13 protein-coding genes are annotated in these 14,791 nt (G+C 72.6%); 6 read left to right on the plus strand and 7 right to left on the minus strand.

Features of this window, described 5'->3' with window-relative positions; genetic code table 11:
* Positions 1 to 153: 153 nt before the first annotated feature.
* Positions 154 to 1,425: an MFS transporter gene (locus DB32_RS35600; protein ID WP_240481291.1), complete on the plus strand. Its 1,272-nt coding sequence runs from the start codon at positions 154 to 156 to the stop codon at positions 1,423 to 1,425.
* Between the two features lie 54 nt (positions 1,426 to 1,479).
* Here the strand turns inward: DB32_RS35600 and DB32_RS35605 are convergent, their stop codons facing one another.
* Positions 1,480 to 4,035 carry a hybrid sensor histidine kinase/response regulator gene (locus tag DB32_RS35605; protein WP_053237114.1) on the minus strand — a complete coding sequence of 852 codons (2,556 nt, stop codon included), beginning with the start codon at positions 4,033 to 4,035 and terminating at the stop codon, positions 1,480 to 1,482.
* Between the two features lie 75 nt (positions 4,036 to 4,110).
* Entirely contained in the window at positions 4,111 to 5,838 is a 1,728-nt protein-coding gene (locus DB32_RS35610; RefSeq protein WP_053237115.1) for a serine/threonine protein kinase, read from the minus strand.
* Between the two features lie 107 nt (positions 5,839 to 5,945).
* Here DB32_RS35610 and DB32_RS35615 point away from each other — a divergent pair, with 107 nt between their 5' ends.
* The gene (locus DB32_RS35615; RefSeq protein WP_169791668.1) at positions 5,946 to 6,935 is read left to right on the plus strand and encodes a DUF1206 domain-containing protein; all 990 of its coding nucleotides are present in this window, start codon (positions 5,946 to 5,948) and stop codon (positions 6,933 to 6,935) included.
* Positions 6,936 to 7,009: 74 nt separating this feature from the next.
* On the opposite strand, the gene DB32_RS48760 is transcribed toward DB32_RS35615, so the two are convergent.
* Positions 7,010 to 7,996 (minus strand): hypothetical protein, encoded by a 987-nt coding sequence (locus DB32_RS48760; RefSeq protein ID WP_053237116.1) that lies wholly within the window; start codon positions 7,994 to 7,996, stop codon positions 7,010 to 7,012.
* Positions 7,997 to 8,017: 21 nt separating this feature from the next.
* On the opposite strand from DB32_RS48760, the gene DB32_RS48765 reads away from it, so the two are divergent.
* A complete protein-coding gene (locus tag DB32_RS48765) occupies positions 8,018 to 8,791 on the plus strand; it encodes a class I SAM-dependent methyltransferase (protein WP_053237117.1) in 774 nt (257 codons plus the stop codon).
* Here the strand turns inward: DB32_RS48765 and DB32_RS35630 are convergent, their stop codons facing one another.
* Genes DB32_RS35630 through DB32_RS35645 form a run of 4 tightly spaced genes read right to left on the minus strand, consistent with a single transcriptional unit; the run spans position 8,792 to position 11,443 of the window.
* A complete protein-coding gene (locus DB32_RS35630; RefSeq protein ID WP_053237118.1) occupies positions 8,792 to 9,238 on the minus strand; it encodes a GreA/GreB family elongation factor in 447 nt (148 codons plus the stop codon). It lies immediately after the preceding gene.
* A 29-nt stretch (positions 9,239 to 9,267) separates the two neighbouring features.
* Positions 9,268 to 9,738 carry a hypothetical protein gene (locus tag DB32_RS35635; protein WP_053237119.1) on the minus strand — a complete coding sequence of 157 codons (471 nt, stop codon included), beginning with the start codon at positions 9,736 to 9,738 and terminating at the stop codon, positions 9,268 to 9,270.
* Between the two features lie 53 nt (positions 9,739 to 9,791).
* The gene (locus DB32_RS35640; RefSeq protein ID WP_053237120.1) at positions 9,792 to 10,394 is read right to left on the minus strand and encodes a DUF924 family protein; all 603 of its coding nucleotides are present in this window, start codon (positions 10,392 to 10,394) and stop codon (positions 9,792 to 9,794) included.
* Positions 10,395 to 10,405: 11 nt separating this feature from the next.
* Positions 10,406 to 11,443 carry a LysR family transcriptional regulator gene (locus tag DB32_RS35645; protein WP_075097706.1) on the minus strand — a complete coding sequence of 346 codons (1,038 nt, stop codon included), beginning with the start codon at positions 11,441 to 11,443 and terminating at the stop codon, positions 10,406 to 10,408.
* Between the two features lie 107 nt (positions 11,444 to 11,550).
* Here DB32_RS35645 and DB32_RS35650 point away from each other — a divergent pair, with 107 nt between their 5' ends.
* The 3 genes from DB32_RS35650 (at position 11,551) to DB32_RS35660 (ending at position 14,790) form a co-directional block, all read left to right on the plus strand.
* Positions 11,551 to 12,030, plus strand: coding sequence for a DoxX family protein (locus tag DB32_RS35650; protein WP_053237121.1), 480 nt, complete (start codon positions 11,551 to 11,553; stop codon positions 12,028 to 12,030).
* Positions 12,031 to 12,061: 31 nt separating this feature from the next.
* Complete coding sequence (locus DB32_RS35655) at positions 12,062 to 12,385, plus strand: rhodanese-like domain-containing protein (protein WP_053237122.1); 324 nt, start codon at positions 12,062 to 12,064, stop codon at positions 12,383 to 12,385.
* A 167-nt stretch (positions 12,386 to 12,552) separates the two neighbouring features.
* Entirely contained in the window at positions 12,553 to 14,790 is a 2,238-nt protein-coding gene (locus tag DB32_RS35660; RefSeq protein ID WP_053237123.1) for a hypothetical protein, read from the plus strand.
* Position 14,791 lies beyond the last annotated feature (1 nt).

Below are 14,791 nucleotides of genomic sequence, written 5' to 3' on the forward strand. Positions count from 1 at the left end.
GCTATCCGGAGCGGCCACGCCGTACGCGATCTGGACAATGCTCACTCGAGGCAGCAGTCGCGCCGAGGCCTCGCGTTCCGGGCCGCGGGGACGCCGGTCCCCACCGCGACGAGCGTTGCGTTCGCGGCGACGCTTTGAGACGTTCGCTGTCTCATGTCCGCTCCCATCACGGTCCCGGGCACGCTCGACGATCAGACGATGTCGCGCAGCGCGAAGCTCGCGGTGGTCGTCGCCGCGCTCGGTTACCTCGTCGACATCTACGATCTGATCCTCTTCGGCGTGGTGCGCCGGCCGAGCCTCCAGGCGATCGGCGTCACCGAGGACCAGCTCGCGAACGTCGGGCACCTGCTGCTCGACGTGCAGATGGCCGGGATGCTGCTCGGCGGCGTGGTGTGGGGCGTGATCGGCGACAAGCGCGGTCGCCTCTCGGTGCTCTTCGGATCGATCCTGATGTACTCGGTCGCGAACATCGCGAACGGGTTCGTGACCGACGTGACGACCTACGCGATCCTGCGCTTCGTCGCGGGCATCGGCCTCGCGGGCGAGCTCGGCGCGGGCGTGACGCTGGTGACCGAGCTGCTGCCCGCGAAGACGCGCGGCTGGGCGACGACGCTCATCGCGGGCATCGGGATCTGCGGCGCGCTGCTGGCGGTCGGCGTGTCGAAGATCGCGACGTGGTACGTCGCGTACTGGATCGGCGGCGTGCTCGGGCTCGCGCTGCTCGCGCTGCGGGTCGGCGTGTTCGAGTCGGGCATGTTCGCGCGCATCAAGGCGAAGAGCGACGTGTCGCGCGGCAACTTCCTCGCGCTCTTCACGAGCCGCGATCGCGCGCGGCGCTACGTCGGGATCGTGCTGGTCGGCGTGCCGATCTGGTACGCGATCGCGATCCTCGTGATGTTCGGCGACTCGATCGGTCGCGCGATGGGCATGGAGCGCCTGCCCGACCCCGCGTGGGGCCTCTTCTGGTGTTACCTCGGGCTCGCGCTGGGCGACTTCGCGAGCGGGTTCGCGAGCCAGGTGATGCGCAGCCGCAAGCGCGCGCTGCTCGCGTTCTGCGGGCTGAACGTCGTCGCGCTCGCGTACTACTTCACGTTCGGCTCGCGCTCGACCGACGCGTTCTACGTCGGCTGCTTCGTGCTCGGGATCGCGAACGGCTACTGGGCGGTGTTCGTGACGGTCGCCGCGGAGCAGTTCGGGACGAACCTGCGCGCGACGGCGGCGACGACCGCGCCGAACTTCGTGCGCGGCTCGGTGGTGCCGGTGTCGTTCGTGTACCTCGGGCTGCGCGACGCGCTCGGCGGCGAGGGAGTCGGCGAGGCCACGGCGGCGCTGATCGTCGGCGTGGTGGTGATCGTCGTGTCGATGATGTCGCTGAGAGCGATCGAAGAGACGTACGGGAAAGAGCTGGACTTCGTGGAGCGGTGAGGCCGCCGTGGGAGGCGCGGGGTGGTGGGTCCGTCGCCCGCGCCGCCGCGCGCCTCAGCCCGTGCCCGCCTGGTCGTCGGCTGCGTCGATCTCCGTCTTCGTCACCTCGTGCTCGCTGCGCACCGGGACGCGCTCTCCGCGCCGCCGGCCGTCGAGCACCTCGCGCACGACGCGTGCGGTCTCCTCGGGATCGAACGGCTTGCGCAGCACCGCCGCGAACCCCTCGAGGCCGCGGTGCGCCTCGGCGTCGTGCCCCGTCGCGAGGATCACCTCGATGTCGATGCCGCGACGGCGCATCGCGGTGAGCAGGTCGCGGCCGCCCATGCGGCGCATCATCGCGTCGGTGATCACGACGTCGATCAGGCCGCGACGGCGCTCGATCTCCGCGAGCGCCTCGACGCCGTTCGCCGCGGTCGCGACCGTGTAGCCGAGCTCGCCGAGGATCGTGTCGAGGGCGAAGAGCGCCGCCTCGCGATCGTCGACCGCGAGGATCGTCTCGCGACCGCGCGGGAGCTCACGCGCACGCTCGGGCTCGGGCGCGATCACGCCGCCCTCGGTCGCCGGCAGACGGAGCGTGAAGGTCGTGCCGCGCCCGACCTCCGAGTCGAGCTCGACGCTGCCCGCGTGGTCCTGCACGAACGCGTACACCATCGCGAGCCCGAGGCCCGTGCCCTCGCCGGGGTCCTTCGTCGTGAAGAAGGGCTCGAAGATGCGCTCGCGCAGCTCGACCGGGATGCCGCTCCCGCCGTCGGTCACGCGGATCGCCGCGACGCGGCTGTCGCCGCTCTGCTCGACGCCCAGCGTATAGACGAGATCGCCACCACGCGGCCGCATCGCGTCGCGCGCGTTGATGCCGAGGTTGAGCAGCGCCTGCTCGAGCTGTCCGCCGTCGCCGTGGAACGTCACGCGCGACGAGGGCAGCTGCACGCGCACCGCGATCGTCTCGTCGACGCTGCGCGAGAGCAGCGCGACCACGCGTTCGATCACCGCGCCCACGTCGACGAGCGAGCGCACCGGGTCGCGACGCCGCGAGAGCGCGAGCAAGCGCTGCGTGAGCTCGGCGCCGCGCCACATCGACTGCTCCATGTGCTCGAGCAGCGACGCGTCGTTGCCCGTCGCGCGGCGCTTGAGCAGCGTGACGCTCGCGATCATGCCCGAGAGCAGGTTGTTGAAGTCGTGCGCGATCCCGCCCGCGAGCGTGCCGACGGCCTGCATCTTCTGCGACTGGAGCAGCTCGCTCTGCAGGCGCTGGGACTCGGTCACGTCTTCGATGAGCACGAGCGCGCCGCGGTCTCCGTCGTGGTCGGGCGACACCGAGACGCGCAGCGATGCACCGCCGAGCGCGAGCGGCGCATCGGTCACCACGCGCGATCGCGTCTCGAGCGCGCGGCGCACCAGCGGCGCGATCCCGATGCCCTCCCAGTCGCTGCTGCCGAGCAAGCGGCTGCGCTCGCCGAGCAGCGCGTCGAAGCGCGCGTTCGACTCCAACACGCGCCCCGTCGCGTCGACCCGCCCGATGCCGAGCGGCGCGCTGTCGACGAGGCGCCGGTGGCGGTCCGCTTCGGCGCGCGCGTCGTCGCGCAGCGCGCGCTCGATGCGGTGCGCGCCCCACTCGCGCATCGCGATCGCGATCGCGAAGCACACGCCGCCGATCAGGTAGACCGGCGCGAGCTCGGGCCTCCATCGATCGCGGAAGATCCCGATCGCGAGCGCGATCGTGAGCACGGCGATCGGCACGACCACGAGATCCTCGGCGCGCACGCGCTCGTCGACGCGCTCCTCGCCGAGCGTGCGCCACTCGTCCTCCGAGGCGGCCCACACCACGAGCGCGAACGCGCCGAGCCAGAACACGTCGAGCGCGTCGCCCGTCTCGTAGCTGCGCGTCAGCAGCGAGACCGCGTAGAACGTGGTGACGCCCGAGAGCATCGCGACCGCCGCGAGCACGAGCGCGTAGATGCGGCGGCGCGCGCCGCTCGGCTGGCGCGAGAGCCCGATCAGCCCGAAGCCCAGCGCGCCGAGGTGCAACACCGGATACGCGAGCGCGGTCGCGAGGAAGAGCGGCCCCGCCTCGTGGTCCGCGGCGGGCGCGTAGAGCACGAGCGAGCTCGTGATCGTGAGCGTCGCGAGCACGACGCCGAGCTCGCCGAGCTGCTTCCACGTGAAGTGCTCGCTCGGCGCGGCGCCGCGCATCGAGAAGAGCGCCGCGGACCAGCAGATCGGGGTCGCGAGGAATCCGACCTCGGCGAGCGTGGGGAACGGCGTGACGACGCGCTGGACGAGCTCGTACCAGTCCCACACGAGCATGCCCGCGAACCACGCGCCGGTGCCCGCGGCGAGCCACCACCACGGTCGCGCCTCGTGCGCGCGCCGCTTGCTGCGCGCGGTGCGCGCCGCGCGGTACGTCGTGTAGAGCGCGGCGAGCGTCCACGAGACGTCGACGAACGCGTGCAGCGCGAACGTGTGAGGCAGGAGCGCGACCTCGCCCGCGACGAACGCAGCGAGCGCGGCGCCGGTGATCACGAGCAGGCGTGCACGACGCGCGCTCCGCTCCTCGCGCGACGGATCGTCTCGCGCGGGATCGCGCTTCGCGTCGTGAGCCCCCGTACCCACAGTCCGAGATCAGTCTCTCGCACGAGGTCGGCGGTGTCGATACCGGGTCCGACGACCCACGCGTCGAGCGGAAGCTCAGTGCGGGAGCTCGATCGTCGGCTCGGCGCCGAGATCGCCGGGAGCCTGCATCGCTTCCTCCTGGGCCTCGCCGCCGCCGGCGCCCGCCGCCGCGCGCTCGGCGCGACGCAGGCGCGCCTCGAGATCCGCGATGCGCGCGTCGAGCTCGTTGGCGCGTGCTTCCGCCTGCTGTGCGCGCGCCTGCGCCTGGTTCGCGAGCGCTTCGGCTTGCTGGGTGCGGTGCTCGAGCTCGCGGCCGCGCACCTCGCTCTCCGTGATCGCGACCAGCGCGCGATCGCGCTGATCGGTCAGCTCGCGACGCTCGCGCTCGAAGCCCTCGCGCGCCGCGCGCAGCGCACGCTCCGACTCCGCGCGCTCGGTCTCTCGCGCGCGGCGCTCCGACTCGCGCGCCGCTTCCGCGGCGTTCAGCGCGCGCTGCATCTCCTCGATCGCGTCGCCGAGCCGATCGCGATCGCCCTGCGCGCGATCCAGCGCGCGCTGTGCCGCGCGCACCCTCGCCATCGCCGCGCGCGCCTGGCGCTCGCGATCGTCCGCCTCTTCCTCGCTCGACGCAGCGCGCTCGAGCGCGTCGCGCGCCGCGTCGCGCGCGAGCTCCGCCTCTTCCGACGCGCGATGCGCGCGCAGCTCGGCCTCGCGCTCTTCCTCCTCGGCGCGCGCCGCGGCCTTCTCGTGCGCGAGCAGCTCGCCGTGGCCCCACCACGCGAACCACCCGATCGTCAGCACGAGCCCCGCGGCCCACGGCGCGATGCGACGGAGCGTGCGCGCGCGCTCCGCGGCGCGATCCTCGGGCGCGGTGAGCACCGCGAGCTCGCGCAGCAGCGCGGCGGCGGTCGGACGGCGCTCGGGCTCGATCGCGAGCCAGCGCTCGAAGCACGGCTTCAGGTACGCGAGGTCACGCCCCGAAGGCGGCGCGACCGGCTCCTTCGCGCGCTGATCGAGGGACTCGCGCGAGAACGCATCGAGCGTCGGCGCGGAGTCGGGATCGAGCGCGTTGCGCAGCGCGAGCGCGAGCGCGTACACGTCCGCCTCGGGACCGATCACCGCGTCGCCGCCGGTCGGCCACATCGCCGCGACCTCGGGCGCGAAGTAGTCGGGCGAGCCCGCGATCGGCGCGTCGTCGCCGCGCGCCGCGACGCCGAGATCGAGCAGCACCGGCATCGCGTCCTCGAAGCCGTCGACGCGCGCGAGGAAGATGTTGCTCGGCTTGATGTCCTGGTGCCGCATCCCCTTCGCGTGCAGCGCCGCGACGCCCGCCGCGACGCTCTCGAACACGCGACGCGCCTCGGCGCGCGAGATGCGGCCCGCCTGCTCGAGCGTGCGACCCTCGAGCCACGGCATCACGAACCACAGCCGCGCGCCGTACCAGCCCGAGTCCTTGAACTGCACGATCGTCGGGTGGCTCACCGCCGCGAGCATGCGCAGCTCGCGCATCGCGCTCGCCTTCTCGTCGTCGCTGCGCGCCGCGTGGTGCATCAGCTTGAGCGCGACGACGTGCCCTTCGACCTCGAGGTCGTCCGCGCGATAGACGTCGCCCTGCCCTCCGCGCCCGACGAGCTCGACGATGCGATACCGCGCGCCGAGGATCTCGCCGGGCGGGAGCGTGTCGTCGGGCGCGATGCTCGGGCGCGACACCGAGGCCGGCGTCGGCGTGGGCGCCGCGAGCGTCGGCGCGAGCGCCTCGCGCGATCGTGCGCCATCCGCGTCCTGCGCGTCGGCAGGAGTCACACGTTCCTCTTCTCCGGAACGAGGCTCTTCGGTCCGCTGCATACGCGAGAGTCCCCGGCCGTGTTGTAGCAGCGTGTCGATGCCGATGGTGACGGTGCATCGCGCCCGTGCATTTCCTCGATCGCGAGATCGTGGCGCGATGCGACGCACGGCGCGCCGTGCGTGACGTTTCGCGACGTACGAACGAGCAGGATGCACCGTCGCCGCTCGAGCGGAACGCGGTGTGCTCTCCATCGGAGCAGGAGGAGAGCTCAATGGCGATCACGCATACCGACGCCCGCGGGGCCGTCGCGCGGCGCGGCTGGGTCGAGCCGATGGCGCGCGCGGGGTACCTCACGAAAGGCGTCGTCTACGTGCTGATCGGGGTCCTCGCGATCCTGGCGGTGACGGGCGCCGGCAGCGGCGCCGGAGAGATCGGCGGTCCCGAGACCGCGGTGCGCACCATCGGCGAGCAGCCGTTCGGTCAAGTGCTCTTGACCATCGTCGGCATCGGCCTGTTCGCGTACGCGGCGTGGCGCCTCGTGCAGGCGATCATGGACCCCGAGCGCGCGGCCTTCGACGGCGCGAAGGGCGTCGCGAAGCGCATCGGGTGGGGCGTCAGTGGCGTCCTGCACGCGGCGCTCGGTGTGGCGGCGCTGCAGATGGCGTTCGAGGGACGCACGCCGCGAGAGGGTGGCTCGCAGTCCTGGGTGAGCGAAGTGCTCTCGTGGAGCGCCGGCCCGGTGCTGGTCGTGATCGCGGGCGCGGCGGTGATCTTGTTCGCGCTCTACGAGATCTACCGCGCGTGGACGATCGACTTCACGCGGCACCTCAAGATCACGCAGATGACGCCGACCGAGCGGCGCTGGTCGATCCGCGCGGGTCGCATCGGGCTCTTCGCGCGCGGCGTGGTGTTCGTGATCGTCGGCGCGGGGATCGTCGAGGCGGGCCTGAACGCGCGCCCCGGCGAGGCCCAGGGTGTCGGCGGCGCGCTCCGCGACATCGCCCAGCAGCCGTACGGCGCGATCCTGCTGATCGTGGTCGCGATCGGGCTCGTCGCGTACGGCGTGTTCCAGGCCGTCGAGTCGCGGTACCGCCGCATCCCGACGCGCGCCTGATCCGATCGGGCGCACGAGCGGGCGCGATCCTCGTCGGGGATCGCGCCCGTCGTCGTCTCACGGGCACTGCGTCGTCACGGACACTGCGCGGTTCCGTCGACCATCTCCGACCTGCCGCTCGCTTCGCAGCGCAGCCAACACGAGGTCGCGCCGCGGCAGTCGACGTTGCAGGTGTCGCGGCACGTGATGTCGCACGCCGCGCGATCGATGCAGGTCACGCTCGAGCTCGAGCCCACGTCGATGTCGCAGGTGGCGCGATCGCAATGCGCGCTGCTGCTGGCGCCGAGCGTGACCGCGCACTGCGTGGTCCGATCGCAGCGCACGCTGGTCGAGTCGCCCGCGTCGGCGATGCAGCGCGACCGCTGACCGCACTCGAGCGTGCCGCGCTCGCCCGTCCACGCGCAGGTCGCGTCGGCGGCGCACTGGCATGTGCTCGCGCAGACGCACGTCTCGCTCGGGCACGTCGACGTGGGGCGCGCATCGATCGGGGTCGGTGCGTCGATCGGGGCGGCGTCGTTCGGCATCGACGCGTCCATGTCCATGCCGCCGTCGAGCTGCGAGCACGAAGGGAACGACGCGTCGAGCACGAGCTCGCCCCCGCGCGTGTCGTCGTCGAGCGGCAGCGACTCGACGTCCTCCGGCAGGCATTGCCCACCGATGCACGTGCTCTCGCCGGTGCAGCCGCTGCCGGTGCAACATCCCTCGAGCAGCACGTGCACCACGCGCGTCGTCCCGCGCGGCACCGTCGTGCGCGCTCGACGCACGACGATCGCCTCACCGCGCGCGTCGCGCCCTTCGATCTCGACGCGCACCGGTGCGTCGGGGCTCGCAGGGACGACGACGAAGGAGAGCGGCAGCGCGAAGCCACCGGCGTCCGGCTCGACCGGGAGCGTCGCCTCGTCGAGCGGCGTCCCGTCCGCGTCGAGCGTGCGCGCGACGATCCGCGCGATCGGAGGCGCGCCGAGATCGCTCGCGACGACCACGAAGAGGCGTGTCTCCGCCTCGCTCGGGCCACACCCGAGCGCCAGCACGACGCACGCGGACCACCACCCTGCACGCACGCGACGACGAGCATAACGCCGATGCGACGGCTCGCGCGCCTCCCGACCTGGAACATCATGCTCGCCATGAACGACGTCGAAGAGCACTACGAGGAGCACCTCGCCGCGATCTACGCGTGGAGCGTCGGCGGCGCGGAGACCGCGATCGCCGCGGCGGACGCGTGGCTCGCCGCGATCGCGCTGCCGGCCGCGCCCGCGCTCGTGATCGATCTCGGCGCGGGGTTCGGCGCGACCGCGATCCCCTTGGCGCGTCGCGGCCACCGCGTCATCGCGGTCGACACGTCGCAGGCGCTCCTCGACGAGCTCGCGACGCTCGCGGGCTCGCTGCCGATCGCGACCGAGCGCGCCGAGCTCGTCGCGTTCCTGCGCGCACGGCGCGAGCCGTGCGACGTCGTGCTCTGCCTCGGCGACACCCTCGCGCACCTCGGCACGCCGGACGAGGTCGACGCGCTCCTCGCTGGGATCGCGCAGACGCTCGCGCCGAGCGGGATCGCGCTGCTCTCGTACCGGCCGCGCCGCGAATTCGCGCGACCCGAGGATCGCTTCGTCCTGGTGCGCGCCGACGCCCGTCGGACGCTCACCTGCGTGCTCGAGCCGATCGACGAGACCTACCAGCGCGTGTGGGACGTGCTGCACGAGCACGAGGGCGAGCGCACCACGATGCGGGTGAGCGGATATCGCAAGCTGCGTCTCGATCCCGCGTGGATCGCGGAGCGGGCGCGCGCCCACGGCCTCGTCGCCGACGAGCTCGCCTCCTGGCGCGGCATGACGGTGCAGCGGCTCTCCGAGCGCTGATCACGCGCCGACGCGCACCGCGATCACCTCGAGCTCCTCGCTCTTCCCGCCGCGCTCGTTCTCGATCACGTCCCCCGCCTTCGCGCGGAGCAAGCGCCGCCCGATCGGCGACTCCGCCGTGATGCGCCCGGCCGCGGGATCGACCTCGTCCGGCCCCACCAGCACGTACGTGCGGCGCGCGCCGCGCTCGTCGCGCACGTCGATCGCGCACCCGAAGCCCGCGCCTCCGTCGAGCAGCGCAGGGGGCACCACGTCGACGCTCGCGAGGATGCGATCGAGCACCAGCGCGCGCGTCTTGGTCGCCTCGTCGCCCGGCGTCAGGGCCGCGCGCTCCTCGACGAGCCGGCGATGCCCCTCGGGCGTGATCGGCAGCGGCGTCGCGGGGCGCGGCGGCAACACCGGCCCCGCGTCCACCGCGGTGTCCTCGGGCAAGAAGGCCTTCGACATCGTCCGATCATGAGGCCGCGGCGCGGCGATCACACCTCGTCCGCGATCTCCACGAGCCACTTGCGCGCGCTCTCGGCCGTCAGCTTGAACGACGCGGCGACGCGCTTCTTCGACAGGACCTCGTCCGCGTCGCCGAACACCGTCACGAACGCGTGGGGATCGTCCTCGTCCGGCACGACGTCGAGATCGACGCGGCGCAGCTGCCCGTCGGGCGCGACCGCGCGCACGCTGCGATGCAGGAGCGCGCGCCGCTGCTGCTCGTGGCGCATCAGCACCTCGCTCGCCGTCTTCACCAGCGTCGCGAACGCGTTCGCGTCGAGCGGCTTCGGGTTCTTCTTGTCGCGCCCCATCGTCCACGGCCCGACGAGCGCGGGCTCGCTCTGCCCGTCGCAGGTCATCGCCACCGCCCAGCCGTCGTCGTCTTCGTTCTTGATGACCCGCGCCGTCCAGCCGTCGCCCTTCCACAGCGTCGGCGTGCGCTCGTTGCGCTCGTCTTCCATTCACCCTCCGAGGCGCGCCCCGTCGTGGCGCGCGCCCATCGACTGACGCGGCGCTAGCCGCGCTTCGGCTCGATCGGCAGCGCGCCCTGCGCCGCCCACTCGCGCACCAGCGCCTCTTCCTCCGGCGTCGACACGCGACCGAGGATCGCGTTGCGATGCGGGAAGCGCCCGAAGCGCCGGATCACCTCGATGTACTTCGCGCCCTGCTCCGCGTGCGCGGCCTGCATCGCGCGCTGATCGCTCGGGCACTCGGCGTCGAGCGCCGCGAGGATCGCGGCGAGCCGCTCGTGCATCGCGAGGTCCTCCGAGTGCATCAGCGGCATCGAGAGGAACACGCGCTCGATCCACGCGAGCTCGCGATCCAGCCCACGATCGAACGCGTCGAGCGCGAGCGCCTGCGCCTTGCGATCCCCCGCGTACATGCGCGCGTCGCCGCGATGCACGTTGCGCGCGAGCTGATCGAGCAGGATCACGAGCGCGAGGCGCTCCCGCGGTGTGCGCGCCCACGCGTCGAGCTCACCGCGGATCGCGGAGTCGACCAGCGCGCCGAAGCGCGACTGCACCAAGCGATCGAATTCCGGTCCTCCGTCGAACCACCGGCGCTCCTGCTCCGGCGCGAACCAGAAGTCGACGATCTCTCTCGCACGCTCGTCCATCACAGCACGGCTCACTCGGGCGGATCGTGCTCTTGCCTCCTTCCGGGAGATCTGTCCACAGGCTCCGGATCGCTCTGCTTCGATCGGCGCGAGCGAGGCCGCGCGCTGCCGGCGGCGCGCGCTCGCGCGCCTCCGCGCTCGACGCTCCACGGCGGCTCCGCGAACGCGCGCGCCAGGTGATCGACCAGCGCCCTCGTGCGCGCCGGCAGCTGTCGTCCCGCGGTGATCGCGAACACGCCGATCTCGGCGCGACGACGGCCTTCGAGCACCAGCTCGAGCCGTCCCTCGGCGACGTCGCGCGCGACCATGAACGACGGCAGCACCACGAGCCCGAGGCCCGCGAGCGCGGCCTCGCGGAGCACGCTGCCCGACGTCGTCGTGAGGTTCCCGCGCACCGGGATCGTCAGCGCGCCCCCGTCGTCGCCGCGGAAGCGCCACTCGCCGCGCTGCGAGACCAGCGCGTAGTGCAGGCAGTTGTGGTGCACGAGCTCGGCGGGCGAGCTCGGCCGTCCGACGCGCTCGAGGTACGGCGGCGAGCCGCACACGACGAGGCGATCCGACGCGAGCCGACGCGCGACGAGCCCGCTCGGCTCGAGCCGTCCGATGCGCACGACGACGTCGAACCCGCCCTCGACGACGTCGACGAAGCGATCGTCGGCGCTCAGCTCGACGTCGAGCTCGGGATGGCGTGCGAGGAAGTCCGTGAGCACGCCCGCGAGGTGCATCTGCGCGAACGCGATCGGCGCGCTCACGCGCAGCGTGCCGCGCAGATCCGCGCTGGCCGCGGCGACCGCCGCCTCCGCGGCCTCGGCGGACTCGAGCACGCGCGCGCAGTGCTCGTAGAAGCGCACGCCCTCGTCGGTGAGCGCGAGCTTGCGCGTCGAGCGCCGCAGGAGCTGCACGCCGAGCCGTCGCTCGAGCTCGGTGATGCGCGCGCTGACCGCGGACTTCGCGATGCCCGACTGCTGCGCCGCGGCGGTGAACGAGCGGAGCTGCACCACGCGCGCGAAGAGCGCGAGCGTGCCGAGACGGTCGAGATCGAACGACACGGGTCCTCCTCGATTGTTCTCCTGGGGAGAACACAGATTGCGCCGCGCTCGGTCTAACCCGGCGTCGTCCCGAGGGCCATGACTCGGTCCGTACCGAGGAGGTCACGATGGAACGACTGCTCAAGACCGACACGAACGACACGACTCTCTTCGCGCAGCGCGTGCTGCTCGGCGCCGTGATGCTCCCGCACGGCGCGCAGAAGCTGCTCGGATGGTTCGGAGGCGGCGGCTTCTCGCCGACGATGGTGCACCTGACCGACATGGGGATCCCCACGCCGATCGCGGCGCTGGTGATCCTGATCGAGTCGTTCGGCGCGCTCTTCCTGGTGCTCGGGCTGCTCAGCCGCGCGAGCGCGCTCGGCATCGCGGCGGTGATGATCGGCGCCGCGCTCACCGCGCACCTCTCGCACGGCTTCTTCATGAACTGGTTCGGGAGCCAGGGCGGTGAGGGCTTCGAGTACCACCTGCTCGCGCTCGGCCTCGCGCTCCCGATCGTGATCGCGGGCGGGGGTCGCCACGCGCTCGACACCTGGCTGCTGCGCCGCCTCGGCGCGCGTCGCGAGGACGCGGTCCACGCCGTCGCCTGAAACGTCCGGATCGTTCACCTCAGGAGAACAGATGACCCACATCGATCGACAGCAGCTCACCACCCTGATCGCGCGGGGCACGCCCGTGGTCCTGCTCGAGGCACTGCCCGAGCGCTACTTCGCCGCGGGCCATCTGCCGGGCGCGCGCCACTTCCCGCACGATCGCGCGGCCGAGCTCGCGGCGAGCGTGGTGCCGGAGCGCGAGGCGACGATCGTCGTCTACTGCGCGAGCGAGACCTGCCGCAATTCGCACGTCGCCGCGGCGGCGCTGACGCAGCTCGGGTACCCGGACGTGCGCGTGTACGCGGGCGGGAAGAAGGACTGGCAGGAAGCCGGGCTCGTGCTCGAGCGCTGAGCCCTCGCGGAGTGCTCGTCCCGCAGGTCCCGGACGGGAGCGCGCGACGCGCGCGGACGGGAGGGAACGGCGGGCGAGCCGATTTATCGACAGTCTCCCCGCGACCGAGAGCCTCGTCGATCGACGAGGTTGGTCGCGCCGCGTGAGTAGGGCACCCTTCGTCCCGCATGGCGTCCAGTCTCGTCTTTCGCCGCTACGGCGGCTCGCTCCAGGTGGAGATCCGCTCGTTCGCGGATCTCCTCGAAGCGATCCAGCTCCACGACGCGCTCTGGGTCGCGACGGCGTGCCCGCGCAAGGGCCTCGCGTGCGACGCGGCGTTCCTCGATGCGCTCGATCGCGACGGCAACGGTCGCATCGTGAGCGACGACCTGCGCTACGCCGTGAAGTGGACCGCGGAGATGCTCGACGAGCACCGCGGCATCGACGAGGCGAGCGAGGTGCTCGAGCTCTCCGCGCTGTCGAAGCAAGCAACGTCGCTGCGGCGCGCGGCGGAGACGATCCTCGAGGCGACCTCGGCGGAGAAGAAGAAGTCGATCTCGCTCGCGCAGGTGCGCGAGAGCGCGAAGGCGCTGCGCGCGAGCGGCATCAACGGCGACGGCATCGTCGCGCCCGAGACGATCACCGATGCGGGCGTCGCCGACGCGGTGCGCACGATCCTGTCGGTGCTCGACGCGAAGGAGAACCTCGCCGGCAAGAAGGGCATCGACGCGGCGATGCTCGAGGCGTTCCGGAAGCGACGCGACGCGGGCCTCGCGCGGCTCGACGCGGAGAGCGCGCTGATGGTGTGGGGCGACGCGAGCATCGCGCGCGCGAAGGCGACGCGCGCCGCGCGCGACGTGCTCGACGAGTACTTCGTGCAGTGCCGTCTCGTCGCGGCGCAGCCCGAGGCCGGCGAGCAGCTGCGCCTCCCCGCCGATCACGTGCGCGGTGCGATGGGGGATCGCGAGGCGCTCGCGAAGGCGGCGCGCGCGCTGCCGATCGCGCCGCCGCGCGCCGATGGAACGCTGCGCTTCGCCGAGGTGGTGCGCGGTCCGGCGTACGAGGCGATCGAGACGTTCCGCCGCGAGGTCGTCGTGCCGGTGCTCGGAGAGGGCGACGTGTTGCCCGAGAGCGCGTGGCGCGATCTGCGCGCGAAGTCGGACGCGATCCTCGCGTGGATCGAAGAGGGCGAGAAGGACCGCGTGATCGGGCTCGGCGCGAAGCTGCGCCAGCTCACGGGCGCGCAGCTCGACGCGATCGGCGAGGCGATCGCGAAGGACGTGGCGCACAAGCCGACGCTCGACGCGATCGCGTCGCTGGAGAAGCTGATCCTCCACCAGCGCTGGCTGCTGCGGTTCGCGAACAACTTCATCGCGATGCCCGAGCTCTTCGATCACAAACGCTCGGCGCTCTTCCAGCGCGGCACGCTCACGCTCGGCGGACGTCACTTCGCGCTCGCGGTCGAGGTGCCCGATCGCGCGGCGCACGCGGCGCTCGCCGAGAGCTCGAACACGTTCGTCGCGTACGTGAAGATCGAGCCCGCGGGCAAGCCGCCCTTCGAGGTCGCGGTGCCGGTCACGGCGGGCACGTCGGCGGGGATCACGGTGGGCAAGCGCGGCGTGTTCCGCGATCCCTCGGACGTCGAGCTCGACGCGAGCGTCGTGCAGATCGTCCCGCAGCCGGTGTCGCTGTGGGAGGCGGCGATCGCGCCGTTCGCGCGCGTCGGTCGCTTCGTGTCGAGCAAGCTCGAGGAGCTCGGCAAGACCGGCGACGCCGCGATGGAGTCGACGATCACGAGCACCGAGGCGCGGGTGCGCGAAGAGCGCGCGCGTCACGACGCGGCCGCCGCGGCACCGACGCCCGCCGCGGCACCGGCCGCCGCCGCGCCCGCGAGCGCAGCGCCCGGTGCGAGCGCGGGCGCGCTCGGCGGGGTGATCGCATCGGGCGGCCTCGCGCTGGCCGCGGTGGGCTCGTCGGCTGCGTTCATGATGAACCAGCTGCAGGGCATGAGCCTGATCGACGTCGTGCGCGCGGCGGTCGCGATCGCCGCGATCGTGATGGTGCCCTCGGCGTTCCTCGGGTGGCTCAAGCTGCGCAAGCGCAACCTCGCGATCCTCCTCGAGGGCGCGGGCTGGGCGCTCAACGATCGGCTGATGCTCACGCGCCGGCTCGGGCTCTTCTTCACGCGCCGTCCGCCGCGGCCCGAGGGCTCGCGCATCGATCGCAGCGATCTCGTGCCGGTGATCGCGCGCTCCGACGACGAGGCGAGCAGCACGCGCGGACGGATCACGGTCGCGGTGATCGCGGGGCTCATCCTCGCGGCGTACTGGACGCACGCGTGGTGGTGGCCGCACCTGCGCCACGCGCTGCCGCTGCTGGATCACGCCGAGCAGCCGGCGAGCGAGACGACGACGCCCGCGCCGTGAG

Source organism: Sandaracinus amylolyticus, assembly GCF_000737325.1.
GTDB lineage: Bacteria > Myxococcota_A > Polyangia > Polyangiales > Sandaracinaceae > Sandaracinus > Sandaracinus amylolyticus.

Excerpts from the sequence above, each read along its gene's own strand:
- DB32_RS35630 (WP_053237118.1), bottom strand. The coding sequence starts at position 9,238 with ATGTCGAAGGCCTTCTTGCCCGAGGACACCGCGGTGGACGCGGGGCCG.
- DB32_RS35650 (WP_053237121.1), top strand. The coding sequence starts at position 11,551 with ATGGAACGACTGCTCAAGACCGACACGAACGACACGACTCTCTTCGCG.
- DB32_RS35635 (WP_053237119.1), bottom strand. The coding sequence starts at position 9,738 with ATGGAAGACGAGCGCAACGAGCGCACGCCGACGCTGTGGAAGGGCGAC.
- DB32_RS48765 (WP_053237117.1), top strand. The coding sequence starts at position 8,018 with ATGCGACGGCTCGCGCGCCTCCCGACCTGGAACATCATGCTCGCCATG.
- DB32_RS35640 (WP_053237120.1), bottom strand. The coding sequence starts at position 10,394 with ATGGACGAGCGTGCGAGAGAGATCGTCGACTTCTGGTTCGCGCCGGAG.
- DB32_RS35655 (WP_053237122.1), top strand. The coding sequence starts at position 12,062 with ATGACCCACATCGATCGACAGCAGCTCACCACCCTGATCGCGCGGGGC.
- DB32_RS35600 (WP_240481291.1), top strand. The coding sequence starts at position 154 with ATGTCCGCTCCCATCACGGTCCCGGGCACGCTCGACGATCAGACGATG.
- DB32_RS35660 (WP_053237123.1), top strand. The coding sequence starts at position 12,553 with ATGGCGTCCAGTCTCGTCTTTCGCCGCTACGGCGGCTCGCTCCAGGTG.